This is a genomic window from Microbacterium sp. P03, assembly GCF_043556235.1.
In the GTDB taxonomy this organism is placed as follows: domain Bacteria; phylum Actinomycetota; class Actinomycetes; order Actinomycetales; family Microbacteriaceae; genus Microbacterium.
The window spans coordinates 348,925-362,812 of record NZ_JBIGIM010000001.1; the positions used below are offsets into that span (position 1 = coordinate 348,925).

The following is a 13,888-nucleotide window of genomic DNA, read 5'->3' on the forward strand; positions in this document are numbered from 1 at the left end:
GCATGCCCGCAACCGACACGCTCACGCTAGATTCCGTCTCGGTCCTGCTGGTCTGGACCGCGATCGCGGTCTACGCCCTCGCGTTCATCGCGTACGCCATCGACCTCTCCCGCCGGTCGGCGCTCGCCGTCGACGCGCGGGGCGCCGCGGAGCGGGACGCCGTGACCGAGCGGGACGCCGCGACCGAGCGGTCCCGTCAGCTGGTCACCGCCGGCGGTGCGGGCACGACCGTCGGTGGGTCCGCCGCGGCTGATCGACTCCGTGCCGACGAGCGTGCGGCCGAGGAAGCCATGCAGGCGCGGCCCGGCAAGCGCGTCAAGCAGACGTGGGCGCGCATCGGCACGTCGCTGACTCTTCTGGGCTTCCTCTTCCACGTCGCCGCCGACGTGACGCGCGGCATCGCGGCCGGCCGCGTGCCGTGGTCGAACATGTACGAGTTCGCGCTGACGGGCACGATGCTGATCGTCGCCGTTTACCTGGTCGTGCTGTTCCGCTACGACCTGCGCTTCCTCGGCACGTTCATCACCGGGATGATCGTGCTGCTGCTCGGTGGCACCGCACTGCAGTTCTACGTCGAGATCACGCCCCTCGCCGACCCGCTCAAGTCGGTGTGGCTGGTCGTGCACGTGTTCGTCGCCTCGCTCGCCACCGCGCTGTTCGCCCTCGCCTTCGGGCTCTCGGTCGTGCAGCTCCTCCAGGCCCGACGCGAGCGCAAGGTCCTGGCTGCCGTCGCGGTCGAGGCCGGATCGCCCGCGGCGAAGACGGGACCCGCGTTCCTGCGGACCCTGCCCTCCGCCGACACCCTCGAATCGCTCGCGTACCGGTTCGCGATCCTCGGATTCATCTTCTGGACCTTCACGCTGATCGCGGGCTCCATCTGGGCCAATGACGCGTGGGGCCGCTACTGGGGTTTCGACACGAAGGAGGTCTGGACCTTCGTGATCTGGGTCCTCTACGCCGGCTACATCCACGCCCGCGCCACGCGCGGCTGGCGCGGCACCCGGTCGGCCTGGCTCTCGATCATCGGCTTCAGTGCGGTGATGTTCAATTTCACGATCGTCAACATGTTCTTCAAGGGACTGCACGTCTACTCGGGACTCACCTGATTCGATCCGCTGATCGGGCGGAACACGCCTCGATTTGGGTGGCCGGAGTCGGTCCGCCACTGCTGTCACGAGGCGCGCATTCATGGCTGCCACCCTCGAGCCAGGAGGGCGGCACGTGCGCGGTCCAGAATCAGTCGTCTTGGATCGTTGTAGTGGTGCGCGAGGACGCGCACGTTGACCCAACCGGCTGACAGCAGAGCGTCCCAGCGATCGGCGTCACGTGCGAACTGCCGGGGGTCTTCGGCGTGATGACGGCCGTCGTATTCGACGCACACGCGATAGTGGGGAAACGCCATGTCGAGGCGTGCGTTGAGGCTCCCGTCCGCGTCGCGAAGCTCCCAATTCAGCATCGGTTCGGGCAGGCCTCCTCGCACGAGGACGAGGCGGGTCTCGGTCTCTCGCGGCGACTCGCTCCCCGTCCGAACTTCCTTCATCGCGGCATCCAATCGTGACACCCCGACCCTCCGCAGGCGATGTGCGGCGCGATGCAGTTCTTCGACCGAGGCGAGGACGCGTCGCCCGACCAGCGCGTCGGCCACGATGATCAGCTCGTCGGTGGTGAGAGATGTGGCCAGCTGAGCCCACGTCTCCGCCGGACGGGTGACGGGGAGTCCTGCAAACCGCGTGAGGTCCCGGCGCGGATCGACCTGCATACGCGAGGCGTTCACACCGGGGGTGCGCGGCGCGCGGCGCGGCGCGACTCCGGATACCTCGAGGGGAAGCACGGGCACGGACGAGGGGAGCGGGAGCCGCCACAGGGCGGCGGCGGTCTTGCCGCTGAAGAAGTGCTCTGGTGACATGCGCGGCAGAAAGGCGCGACACGCTCGGTCGACAGCGGCGCATCGCTGGTCACTCGTGAGCAGACCCGACGGGGCGTCGATGTCCTGACGGTTGCGCATGCGCCGCACTCCGTAGAACGGCGCTTCCAGGTCGCGAGCACGGAGCCGTCGGGGTGTCACCCCCGCGTCGAGCGCCTCACCGACGCGGAAAGCGCGGTTTCTCAACTGCGGGGGGAGTGGGCTCGGGTGCACTCGTCGAGTAGACCGCGTCGGAAAGACCCTGCACATCGCCGGAATCAGACCAGTGGATGCTTCAACTAATGTTTCCCATGGGGAGGAACGAGCTCTGTGGCCAAAGATCGCCGGGTTCGTCGCCACTTCGCGCCGCACTCTGGCCTTCGAACGTGGATGGCCCCGGCGGCGACGGCCGGTGGCCGAACCCTGCCGGATGCGTCCGCGCGGAACGTCACACTCTGGCCTTCGGACGTGGATGGCCCCGGCGGCGACGGCCGGTGGCCGAACCCTGCCGGATGCGTCCACGCGGAACGTCACACTCCGGCCTCTGAAGGAGTGGGGCCATCGGCGTGCGCCAGGCCGGGCCATCGGCGTGCGCCGGGCCGGGGGGGGGGGGGGGGGGGGGGGGGGGGGGGGGGGGGGGGGGGGGGGGGGGGGGGGGGGGGGGGGGAGGCCCTTCCCCCCCCCCCACCCCCCCCCTCCCCCTCCCCCCCCCCCCCCCCCCCCGGGCCCGGTTCAGGCGGGCACAGCGGATGTCGCGACCAGATCGCGCACGGCGATCGAGCGCTTCCTCGTCACGACGATCATGGTCACGGCCAGCGACATGACGGTCCAGATGACGAGTCCGGCGATGCCGGCCCCGATCCCTCCGGCGCCGGCGAGGGCGCCGAGCATGGCGTCGTACGCCGGCGCGGTGGGCATGAACCCCGCGATGCCGGCGAGCCACCCGGGGATGGTGGAGACCACTCCGGTTGCAACCACGAGCACGGCGACCAGCGCGGCCACCCAGCGACCGAAGCCGCGCAGAAGCGCGACCAGCGCCTGGTTGACAGCGGCGAACGCCACCCCTGTCAGTGCGGCGATGCCGGCGAACGCCCACCAGTCAGCCCACGAGTAGGAGGCGGCCGACTGTACGACCGCCGCGACAGCGAGGCCCTGCAGCAGGCCGATCAGCGCGCCCGGGGCGAAGCTGCGCAGCGCCAGCAACGCCGACGGCCGCCGTGATGCGAGCGCGCGCCGGGTGACGGCCTGCAGGGCGATGAATGAGGCGAGCCCGCCGACCCAGAGGGCGAGGGTCGCGAGCAGCGGCACAGCGGATGCCCCGAACAAGGACGTGCCGGCGCCGTCGGCGGTCACCGGGTTGCTGACGACATCCGCGAGGTTCTGCGCCTCGGAGTCGGTGTAGGACGGCAGTGACGATGCCGCGGTCGTGAGGCCGTCCGCGAGCGACGACGTACCGTCGGCGAGAGTGCTCACCCCGGTGGCGAGTGTGCCGGCACCGGTCGACAGCTGCGTCGCGCCGTCTGCGAGCTGGCTTGCGCCGGACTCGAGCGCGCGGGCGCCGTCGGCGGACCGCGTCGTGCCGGAGGCGAGCTGTCCGAGACCGGATGCCAGGGCGTCGGTCTGGTTCGCGATCTCGGTGAGGCCGGCGCTCGTCTGGGTGGTGAGGGTCTGGATGCCGCTCGCCGTGGGGCCGGCGTACCCGCTGGCGGTGCCGGCACTGCGCGCGGCCGTGACGGCGTCGCCGGCAGCCGCACCCGCGGCACCCGCTGTGGACGCGGCGACACCGGCGGCGTCGGCGAGCTCGCTGCAGAACTGCGCCGACCCGCCGGACGCGGAGCACTGCGCACTGAGGTCGCCCAGCGTCGCCGACAGCCCGCCGCTCGTCTGCGCGACCCCGCCCACCGAGGCGGCCAGCGCGGCGGTCTGAGAGGCGGAGGTGCTCGCCTCGGCCGCCGCGGTGTTCGCGGCGTTCACCAGCTGCGGATCACCCACCCCCGCGACGACCTGACGCACGCCGCCGGCGAGCTGCGTAGCTCCGCTCGAGGACTGCGAGATGCCCGAGGCGATCGTATCGAGACCCGAGCCGAGCGAGCCGGCTCCGGTCGCGATGCCGGTCGCGCCGTCGGCGAGCTGCGCCGCGCCGCTCGGCAGCGCCGCAGCGCCGTCGGCCGCCTGACGTGCACCGTCGGCGAGCTGATGCGCGCCGTCTGCGGCGCTCCCCAGCTGGTCGCCGAGCGTCGTGAATCCGAGGAACACGTTGTCGAGGGTCGCCGAGGAGATCGTGGAACCCATGACGGATGCCGCAGCCTGCGTGACCTGAGCGCTGATGGCGTCGTCGACGATGCGCGCGTCCGGTGGCGTGCTGACCGAGATCGTCGCCTGTTCGGGGGTACCCGTGCCGCCGATGGCCTGTCCGCCGGAGGTCGCGGCGGCCGAGAAGTTCTCGGGAATCGTCACGACCGCCTGATAGGTGCCGTCCGCGAGGCCTTCCGCGGCATCCGATGTGTTCGAGACGACCCACGTGAGATTGCTCGCCAGGTCGTCCGACCCCTCGACGAGCCCCGCGGTGAGCTGCCGTCCGAGCGGCGTGACCTGATCGTTGATCGTGACGGGCTCATCGTTGTTGACGATCGCCGCGGTCATCTCGCTGAGACGCTCGGTGGGGTTGTAGAGGGCCGCCACCAGGATCCCCCCGATGACGACGGGCAGCAGGATCACGCCGATGACCGTGAGCCAGGTGATGGGCTTGCGCGTGCGGGCGCGCTCGATGGGGAGGGTCATGCGTTCACCTCGTGGGTGTCGGAAGTCGGAGTGGTCGGGGCGGGCGCGGACGGATGCTCGGCATCGTCCCGCTGCACGGCCGCCGGATCGTGCGGCGCGGGGATGTCGCGGCGGGGCGGCAATCGAAGATCGAGCGTGTCGACGATCGATCCGGTCGCGCCGAGCAGGAGGCGCACATCGGTGTCGTCGACGGCCCCGGCGATGATCGTCAGCCGCCGATCGGCGGAACGCGCACGCTCCGCGGCATCCCGGAGCGCAGCCATCACCTGATCGCGTTCGGCATCATCGGTGACCGTGTCGAGCCCGTCGATGACGACCAGGCGCGGGGTGCCGGCCAGCGCGCGCTGCAGCTCCTTCACGGGGGCGAATCCGTCGTCGCCGCCGATGAGGGCGACCCCGACGTGGCTGCGCACCCACGCGGCACGGGCGGGCAGCAGATGCCCCGCCACTTTGAGCGTGCCTTCCGACGGGGTCACGCGCCCGGCGAAGGTGAGGAGGAGTGCACGGATGCTGCGGCGATCGGCGCCCGTCACGACGAGCGTCTCGCCGCTGTCGACCCGTACCGCGACATCGTCGTAGAGGGCGAGGTCGCCCTGCCGCAGCGCGATACCGGTACCGACGACCACCGCGGTGGTGTCGGGCTCGGGCCAATCCGCCATGGCGAGCTCGCGTTCGACCGCTTCGCCCTCCACGTCGAAGTGGGGGAGGAGGCGATCCAGCCACCGTGGAATCCACCACGCCTTCGCGCCCAGGAGGGTCATGACCGCGGGGACCAGCGTCATGCGCACGACGAACGCGTCGACGAAGACGCCGACGGCCAGTCCGAGCGCGATCGGCTTCAGGCTGCTGTCTCCCTCGGGGACGAACGCGGCGAAGATCGAGAACATGATGATCGCGGCGGCGACCACGACGCGGGACGACCCGACGAACCCCGACTCGACCGCGCCGAGCGCTGCGGTGCGGTCGCTCTCGTGCGGGTGGCTGCGACGGCGATGCACGTAGTCCTCACGCATGCGGGAGACGAGGAAGACCTCGTAGTCCATCGCGAGTCCGAACAGCACCCCCATCACGACGATGGGCATGAAGCTGATGATCGGGCCGACCGATGAGACGTGCAGGATGTCTGCGAACCAGCCCCACGAGAAGACCGCGCTGACCACGCCGAACGCGGCGCCGATCGACAGCAGGTAGCCGAGGGTCGCCTTGATGGGCACCCAGATGGACCGGAAGACGATGGCCAGCAGGATGATCGAGAGTCCGACCACGAACAGGCCGAACGGGATCAGGGCGGCACCCAGCTGGTCGGAGATGTCGATCGCGACCGCGGTGAAACCGGTCACCTTCAGGTCGACGCCGTACTCGTCCAGAAGACGGTCGTGCTGATCGCGCAGCTCCCGCACGAGCGCGGCGGTGGCAGGATCGTCGGGCGCCGTCGTGGGGATGAGCTGGACGATGCCGGTGTCGGCGGTCTCGTTCGGGGTCGCCAGCGCCACCGTCTTCACGCCCGGGAGTGTCGCGATGTCGTCACCGAGGTCGGTCATCAGGCCGAGCGGGTCTGTACTCGTCACGATCGTGCCGGTCATGATGATCGGCCCGTTGAAGCCCGGACCGAACTTCTCGCTCACGAGGTCGTAGCTCTGGCGGGCCTCGGTGTCGGCGGGCAGCATGCCGGCGTTCGGCAGGGCGAGCGTCAGGCTCGCGAGGGGCACGGTGGCGATCCCCAGCCCGACGACGACGGCGACGGTGGTGAGCACGGGGTGCTTCATGACGCCGCGCACCCAGCGTCGCGAGAACGTCACCTTCTCCCTACGGCGAGTGGCGGGCCGCGGAGAGCCTTCGCCGACACTGTCCGGGTCGGCGTCGTCCGCGGGCGCGGGCGTGGCGGACGCGGCGGACGACGCGTGCCGCGGCATCCGTCCTCGCACGCGTTCCTTGAGCAGGCCCAGCAGCGCCGGGGTCAGCGTCGTGGCGACGAGCACCGCGAGGAAGACGGCGACCGAGGCGGCGATGCCCATCGTCGTCAGGAAGGGGATGCCCGCGAACGACAGTCCGATGAGGGCGATCAGCACGGTGATTCCGGCGAACACGACGGCCGAGCCGGCGGTGCCCGTCGCGCGCGCCGCGGACTCCTCGACCGGCATCCCCGCGCGCACTTGATCCTGATGTCGGGCGACGATGAACAGCGAATAGTCGATGCCGACAGCCAGCCCGAGCATGAGGGCCAGCAGAGGTGTCGTCGAGGACACCGTGGCGAAGGCTGTGGCGATGAAGATCAGCGTCATCGAGAGCCCGACGCCGAGGATGGCCGTCAAGAGGGGGAGTCCTGCCACGACGAAGGAACGGAAGGTCACGATCAGCACCAGCAGGGCGATGATCAGGCCGATCGCCTCGGTGATGGTCACGCCGGGGATGGACTGTGAGAACAGATCACCGCCGAGGAGCACCTGTGAGCCGTCCGGCAGTGCGTCCTGCAGCGTGGTGGTGACCTCGCGCAGATCGGTCTTCGTGTCGGCGGTGACATCGCTCGTCTGACCGTCGAACTGCAGGCGGACGATCGCGGCGGAGTCGTCGTCCGAGACGAGACCCGACACGTTCTCGTCGAAGGGGTCGGTGGCCGCGCTGACCTGGTCGAGGTCTCCGAACGAGCCCACGGCGTCCTCGATGGCGTCCTTGTAGGGCGCCTCGTCGATGGGTGCGCCGTCAGCGGTGACGACGATCAGCTGCGCGCTCGTGCCGCTCGCCTGCGGGAATGTGCGCGCGAGCTGCTCGATGCCCTCCTGCGATTCGGTGCCGGGGATGGAGAAGGTGTTGTCGGTTCCCGCGCTGAAGACGACGGCCCCGCCGCCGGCGAGGGCGAGCAGCAGCGCCCATGTCGCGATGACGCGCCACGGTCGCCGATACGACCACCGGCCGAGGGCGTAGAGAAGAGTGGACACGGTGCCTCCGGGATCAGACAGTGCTGCGGGTTTGGATACACCGATGTATCCGATACATATGTGTATCGTAGGTCGCGGAACGGTCTCGAGTCTGAGAGTCGGGTGTGAGGGAGCACCGGCCTCGGACCCGCCCCGCCGGCCCTTCCGAAGGAGAAGCAGTGAGCGACACCATGAGCACCCCCGCGGGCACCTCCACGGGCACCGCCGTAGACGAGGTCGCTGACACCGCGGCCCTGGCGGATATCCCGCCGACATCCGTGAACGAGGCCGTCCCGGCCAGCGCGCGCCGGGAGCGCACCCGCCAGAGACTGCTGGATGCCGCCGCCCAGGTGTTCGCCGAGGTCGGGCTGGACGCGGCATCCGTCGAGGCGATCTGCGAACGCGCCGGTTTCACCCGGGGGGCGTTCTACTCGAACTTCGTGTCGAAGGACGAGCTGTTCCTGGAGCTCGCCGGCCGGGTATCGGACGAGAAGCTGTCGGCCGTGACCGAGCGCGTGCGGGAGCTGGAGTCGGCGTCCGAGCTGTCGGGCAGCCCCGGGGAGCTCGTCGGCCGACTGCTCGACGTCGAGAACGACAGTCGATCCGGAGTCCTGCTGCTCAGCGAGATCCGCAACCGCGCGCTCCGCGACGCGACGTTGGCCGCCTCCTACACCCGGTGGGAGGACGCGATGACATCACGTGTCGCCGATCTCATCCGCGACATCGTGCGTGCCAGCGGCCTGCCTCTCAAACTGCCGCCGGAGGACCTCGCACAGATGTTCCTGACCACGTGGGAGACCGCCGCCCTGCGGGCCGCGATGGACGGTCTCGATGACGCGGAGCTGTGCCTCGCGATCAACGCGCGCATGCGGATCCTCGCCGAGGTCATCGCCGGCTGACCCGCGGGCGGTCTCCTCAGGCTCAGCCGCGGGCCAGCTCCGCGTGGCACCGACGGATCCGGTCGAGCCACCAGTCGCGCCGCTCAGCCGAGGCGCCGGCGGACTCCAGCAGAGCCGGGTCGGGGCGCACCCGACCGACGGTGATCACTCCCTGCCGCGGGATCAGCGGGGGCGACGCGACATCACTGGTGAACAGGGACGCGGTGGCCAGCCCGCAGTCGTAGTCGAGGGCAGGCAGTGCGGCCGCCAGGCTCGCCCCCATCGAGAGCCCGACCGAAGTGTCGAGCGCACTCGAGACCACGGCCGGCAGGCCGGCTTCGGCGATGATCGCCAGGGCGCGGCGCACGCCGCCGAGCGGCTGAGCCTTGATCACGAGGATGTCGGCCGCGCCGGCGCGGGCGACTTCGAGCGGGTCGGACGCCTTTCGGACGCTCTCGTCCGCCGCGATCGGGATGCCCATGTACTTCACCCGGCGTCGCAGCTCGGCGAGCTCGTCGACGGTGGCGCACGGCTGCTCGACGTACTCGAGGTCGAACCCGGCCAGCGCATGGATCGCATGTTCGGCCTCGTCGACGTTCCACGCTCCGTTGGCGTCGACGCGCACGCGCCCCTCGACGCCCATCACCTCGCGCACGGCGCGGACGCGGTCGACGTCGTCGCTGAGGCGCTGGCCGGGCTCCGCGACCTTGACCTTGGCGGTGCGGCATCCGTCGAAGCGCGCCAGGAGTGCGGGGACGGATGCCGCGGGCACGGCCGGCACCGTGGCGTTGACGGGGATCTCGGTCCGCAGCCCCGCGGGCTGCGCCCGCCATCCGAAGTCGACCGCCGCCGCGAGCCAGGCGGAGGCCTCGGCATCGGCGTACTCCACGAAGGGGGAGAACTCGGTCCAGCCCTCGGGCCCCTCGAAGAGCACCGCTTCGCGCACCTCCACCCCGCGGAATCGCGTGACCAGCGGAAGCGCCACCACCCGCGCGGACTCGAGGAGGTCGTTCAGGGCGGGAAGGGGTGCGGGAGCGTCATCGGTCACGAGCCCATCTTCCCTCGGACGCGCCCCGTTCGGGGGTGCGCTCGCCGCGGAGCCGACGTCGGGGCAGGGCGCTGCGGGGCTCGGCCGGTCCTAGGCTGGGACCCATGCTTCTCGACACCCCCGTGCGCCTCGGCGTGCAGATCCAGCCCCAGCACGTCAGCTACACGGCGATTCGCGATGCCGTGTCCCGCCTCGAGGAGATGGGGGTGGACATCCTCTTCAACTGGGATCACTTCTTCCCCCTGTACGGCGACCCGGACGGACTCCACTTCGAGTCGTGGACCATGCTCGCCGCGTGGGCCGAGCAGACCGAGCGCGTCGAGTTCGGCGCGCTCGTCAATTGCAACAGCTACCGCAACCCCGATCTGCAGGCCGACATGGCCCGCACGATCGACCACATCAGCGCCCGCGGCGGCGAGGGTCGCTTCATCTTCGGCACCGGATCGGGCTGGTTCGAGCGCGACTACGACGAGTACGGTTACGAGTTCGGCACCGCCGGTTCGCGGCTGAACGACCTTTCCGACGGGCTCGACCGCGTCACCGCACGGTGGGACGTCCTGAACCCGGCACCCACCCGCCACATCCCCGTCATGATCGGCGGTTCCGGCGAGCAGAAGACGCTGCGGATCGTCGCCCGTCACGCCGACATCTGGCACAGCTTCGTCGGTCCCGATCAGGTTCCGCACAAGCTCGAGGTGATCGAGCGCTGGGCGGAGAAGGACGGGCACGACGCGTCCGGACTCATCGTCTCGAACGAGCTGAAGGACCGAGACGAGCAGTTCGCCGACGCTCTCTACGACGCGGGGACGCGGCTGTACACGATGGGCTTCGGTGGGCCCGACTGGGACTACGACCTGGTCAGCCGCTGGCTCGCCTGGCGCGACGCGAAGAACGCCTGAGCGGTGTCCGTCTCCGATCTGTTCGATGAGGGCGAGTGGATGCCGGCGCCCGGCGCGTCGGAATACACCGACATCACCGCGCACGTCTCGAGAGACGGCCGGATCGCGCGCATCGCGTTCGATCGTCCCGAGGTCCGCAACGCCTTCCGCCCGCGCACGGTGGACGAGCTCTACCGGGCGCTGGAGGGTGCCCGCCAGAACCCGCGCATCGGCGTCGTGCTTCTCACCGGCAACGGTCCGAGCCCCAAGGACGGCGGGTGGGCCTTCTGCTCAGGCGGAGACCAGCGCATCCGCGGTCGTGACGGCTACAAGTACTCCGAGACCGACACGGTCACCGACCCGGCACGTGCCGGTCGGCTGCACATCCTGGAGGTGCAGCGACTGATCCGATTCATGCCGAAGGTGGTCATCGCGGTGGTGCCCGGGTGGGCGGCCGGAGGCGGGCACTCGCTGCACGTCGTCTGCGACCTAACCATCGCCTCCCGGGAGCACGGCCGCTTCAAGCAGACCGATGCCGACGTCGGCTCCTTCGACGCCGGATACGGCTCGGCCTACTTCGCCCGCCAGATCGGCCAGAAGAACGCCCGCGAGGTGTTCTTCCTCGCCGAGGAGTACTCGGCGCAGCGCGCCTTCGAGATGGGCGCGGTCAACCGGGTCGTGGCGCACGCCGACCTCGAGCGCGAAGCCATCGCGATGGCCCGCACCATCCTCACGAAGTCGCCCACCGCGATCCGCATGCTGAAGTTCGCGTTCAACGCGGTCGATGACGGACTCGTCGGTCAGCAGGTCTTCGCCGGCGAGGCGACGAGGCTGGCCTACGGCACGGACGAGGCGGTCGAGGGGCGCGACGCCTTCCTCGAGAAGCGCGAACCCGACTGGGCGCCCTATCCGTGGCAGTACTGACGGTGCGCACATCGGTCGGCTGATGAAGCTCGTCCCGGTCGCCGACGACGATCCGCGCACCGTGCTGCGCGCCGTGCGGCAGGCGCTGCACGGCGCGGGTCCCGCGCTCGGGCTGGGCATGCCGGGGTCGGCGCCCGTGGATGTGCCCGCCGGCACGGCGGTCGTGGTGACGACCTCCGGCTCGACGGGCGTGCCCAAGAGCGTCGTGCTGAGCCGTAACGCGCTCACCGCGAGCGTCTTGGCGACCGCCGACCGCATCGGGGACGGGGCGTGGCTGCTCGCGCTGCCCGCGGGCTACGTCGCCGGCTTGCAGGTGCTCGTCCGCGCGATCGTGGCAGGACGCGAGCCCGCGATCCTGAGCGGCGTCTTCAGTGCTCAGTCCTTCACGGCTGCTGCGCTGTCGATGGCCTCCAGCGACGGCGGCGCGCCGGTGCCCACGTACACCTCGCTGGTCCCGGCCCAGGTGACCAGATTGCTGGATGCCGCGGCCGAAGACACCACGGTGCTGCGGGCGCTTCGCTCCTTCGAGGCGATCCTGGTCGGCGGGCAGGCGCTGCCGGCGGCGGTGCGCGAGCGTGCGGTCGATGCGGGTGTGCGCATCGTCCGCACCTACGGCTCGAGTGAGACCAGCGGCGGATGCGTGTACGACGGCGTGCCGCTCAGGGGTGTGCGCCTCGCGGTCGTCGGTGGCGAGGTGCGGGTGGCCGGGCCGACGCTGGCGGACGGATATCTCGGTCGACCCGACCTGACCGAGAACGCCTTCGTCGTGGACGACGACGGAACGCGCTGGTACCGCACGGGGGACGACGGATTGCTCGAGGACGGTGTCCTGCGTATCCGTGGACGGCTCGACAACGTGATCGTCTCGGGCGGCATCAACATCTCCCTCGATCGCGTGGAGCAGATCGTCCGTACGGTGGCGGGGCTCGGGAACGCGGTCGTGGTCGGCGTCGCCGACGAGCGCTGGGGCGAGGCATCCGTCGTCGTCGTCTCCCGCGAGGAGTTCGGCGCCCGCGACGAGGACGCGGTGCTGAGCGCGGCTCGCACGGCCGTCGAGGCGACGGTCGGCGCGCACGCACGGCCGTCTCGCATCGTCCTCGTCGGCGCTCTGCCGACGCTCGCCTCCGGCAAACCCGATCGCGAAGCACTGCGCCTCGCCCTCCGCGCTCCGGGCGGCTGAGCGGACCGATGGTCCTGTCGCCGTAGGATGTCTCCTCGTGGCCGGATCCCCTCGCAAGAAGCGCACGCAGACCAAGCCGAAGAAGCAATCCAGTCGTGGCAATCCTCAGCGGGCTCACGTGTCGCGCGACCCACGGCAGGTTCCGAAGGCGACGGCGCGGGACTGGATCGGGGCCGCGCGGCTGCGAACCCTGCCGCTGGCGATCACTCCCATCCTGATCGGCACCGGCGCCGCCCGTCTCGTGGACGGCCTGTTCCACTGGGTGCTGGCGCTGCTGTGCCTGGCCGTCGCGCTCAGCCTGCAGATCGGCGTGAATTACGCCAACGACTACAGCGACGGCATCCGCGGCACCGACGACTTCCGCGTCGGGCCGGCGCGACTGACCGCGTCGCGCAAGGCGAAGCCGCGCACCGTCCTCGTGGTCGCGCTCGCCTTCTTCGCGATCGCAGCGGTCGCAGGGCTCGCAGTCACGATCCGCACGCAGCAGTGGTGGTTCATCCCGATCGGGGCGATCTGCATCGTCGCGGCGTACTTCTACACCGGCGGCAAGCGCCCGTACGGTTATGCGGGGCTGGGCGAGCTGTTCGTCTTCGTCTTCTTCGGGCTGGTGGCGACCCTCGGCACGACATGGGTTCAGGTGCAGTCACTCCCGCAGGAAGCGTGGTTCGGCGCCGTCGCTGCCGGCCTGCTGGCGTGTGCGGTGCTGCTCGTCAACAACCTCCGCGACATCGATCAGGACCGCGAGGCGGGCAAGCGCACCCTCACGGTGCGCATCGGCAAGCGCGCCACACAGGTCGTGTTCACGGCGTTCGTGCTGCTGCCGTTCGCGATCGCGATCTTCCTGGCGCTGTTCTATCCGATCGCGTGGCTGACCCTGCTGGTGCTGCTCGTGGCACTGCCCGCGATCCTCATCGTCTGGACGTACCGCGCGCCGCGCGAACTCGTCGTCGCCCTCGCACTCGCGTCGCTGACGTCCGTCGCCTACGGCTTCTTCGTCGCCTGGTCGTTCGTCGGCTGAGACACCGGGGATTCGGATGTCGCGACCCCGCGCGCGACGTCGTTCGCGGCATCCTCGACACTCTCGTCGTCGGCCACGGCACGCTCTGCGCGGCGACGGCGATCGATGGTCGCCGACACGTCGGCGAGCGGGCGCCGAAGGAACAGCAGCGAGATGCTCAGTCCGATGAGAGCGGCGAAGACGGCCGCCAGCCAATAGAGCTCCTGGAACACCGGGAACAGCATGAGGACGCCGAACGGCACCAGGAACGCGAGCAGGCGCAGCACCGTGTAGGTCAGCATCGGGGGCAGCTTCACCGGTTCATTCTACGTCCGCGCCCGTGCGCGTCCTGTGCGAGCGCCCACAGTTGCGCCTCCACCGGAC

At 70.4% G+C, this 13,888-nt stretch carries 11 protein-coding genes; 6 read left to right on the top strand and 5 right to left on the bottom strand.

All coding sequences use genetic code 11. The annotated features are described in order from the left end of the window. Positions 1–2: 2 nt before the first annotated feature. Entirely contained in the window at positions 3–1,106 is a 1,104-nt protein-coding gene (gene ccsB, locus ACFXOO_RS01585; RefSeq protein WP_394562600.1) for a c-type cytochrome biogenesis protein CcsB, read from the top strand. A gap of 80 nt (positions 1,107–1,186) precedes the next feature. Here the strand turns inward: ccsB and ACFXOO_RS01590 are convergent, their stop codons facing one another. The 3 genes from ACFXOO_RS01590 to ACFXOO_RS01600 form a co-directional block, all read right to left on the bottom strand. Continuing rightward, complete coding sequence (locus ACFXOO_RS01590) at positions 1,187–1,906, bottom strand: hypothetical protein (protein WP_394562601.1); 720 nt, start codon at positions 1,904–1,906, stop codon at positions 1,187–1,189. Between the two features lie 729 nt (positions 1,907–2,635). After that, complete coding sequence (locus ACFXOO_RS01595) at positions 2,636–4,684, bottom strand: YhgE/Pip family protein (protein ID WP_394562602.1); 2,049 nt, start codon at positions 4,682–4,684, stop codon at positions 2,636–2,638. Beyond that, on the bottom strand, positions 4,681–7,620 hold the full coding sequence (locus tag ACFXOO_RS01600) for an efflux RND transporter permease subunit (protein WP_394562603.1): 2,940 nt from the start codon (positions 7,618–7,620) through the stop codon (positions 4,681–4,683). The genes ACFXOO_RS01595 and ACFXOO_RS01600 overlap by 4 nt, the downstream gene beginning before the upstream one ends. 158 nt (positions 7,621–7,778) lie before the next feature. Between ACFXOO_RS01600 and ACFXOO_RS01605 the strand changes: the two genes are divergently transcribed. Beyond that, on the top strand, positions 7,779–8,498 hold the full coding sequence (locus tag ACFXOO_RS01605) for a TetR/AcrR family transcriptional regulator (protein WP_394562604.1): 720 nt from the start codon (positions 7,779–7,781) through the stop codon (positions 8,496–8,498). 22 nt (positions 8,499–8,520) lie between these two features. Here the strand turns inward: ACFXOO_RS01605 and ACFXOO_RS01610 are convergent, their stop codons facing one another. Next, positions 8,521–9,525, bottom strand: a complete 1,005-nt coding sequence (locus tag ACFXOO_RS01610) for an o-succinylbenzoate synthase (RefSeq protein ID WP_394562605.1) — start codon at positions 9,523–9,525, stop codon at positions 8,521–8,523. Positions 9,526–9,629: 104 nt separating this feature from the next. Between ACFXOO_RS01610 and ACFXOO_RS01615 the strand changes: the two genes are divergently transcribed. The 4 genes from ACFXOO_RS01615 to ACFXOO_RS01630 are packed head-to-tail and all read left to right on the top strand — an operon-like array spanning position 9,630 to position 13,525. Then, complete coding sequence (locus ACFXOO_RS01615) at positions 9,630–10,424, top strand: LLM class F420-dependent oxidoreductase (RefSeq protein WP_378837123.1); 795 nt, start codon at positions 9,630–9,632, stop codon at positions 10,422–10,424. Between the two features lie 3 nt (positions 10,425–10,427). After that, positions 10,428–11,327: a 1,4-dihydroxy-2-naphthoyl-CoA synthase gene (locus ACFXOO_RS01620; protein WP_394562606.1), complete on the top strand. Its 900-nt coding sequence runs from the start codon at positions 10,428–10,430 to the stop codon at positions 11,325–11,327. Positions 11,328–11,349: 22 nt separating this feature from the next. Next, on the top strand, positions 11,350–12,507 hold the full coding sequence (locus ACFXOO_RS01625; protein WP_394562607.1) for an AMP-binding protein: 1,158 nt from the start codon (positions 11,350–11,352) through the stop codon (positions 12,505–12,507). Between the two features lie 37 nt (positions 12,508–12,544). After that, positions 12,545–13,525, top strand: a complete 981-nt coding sequence (locus tag ACFXOO_RS01630; protein ID WP_394562608.1) for a 1,4-dihydroxy-2-naphthoate polyprenyltransferase — start codon at positions 12,545–12,547, stop codon at positions 13,523–13,525. On the opposite strand, the gene ACFXOO_RS01635 is transcribed toward ACFXOO_RS01630, so the two are convergent. Then, a complete protein-coding gene (locus ACFXOO_RS01635; RefSeq protein ID WP_378837134.1) occupies positions 13,489–13,821 on the bottom strand; it encodes a DUF4229 domain-containing protein in 333 nt (110 codons plus the stop codon). The genes ACFXOO_RS01630 and ACFXOO_RS01635 overlap by 37 nt on opposite strands. Positions 13,822–13,888 lie beyond the last annotated feature (67 nt).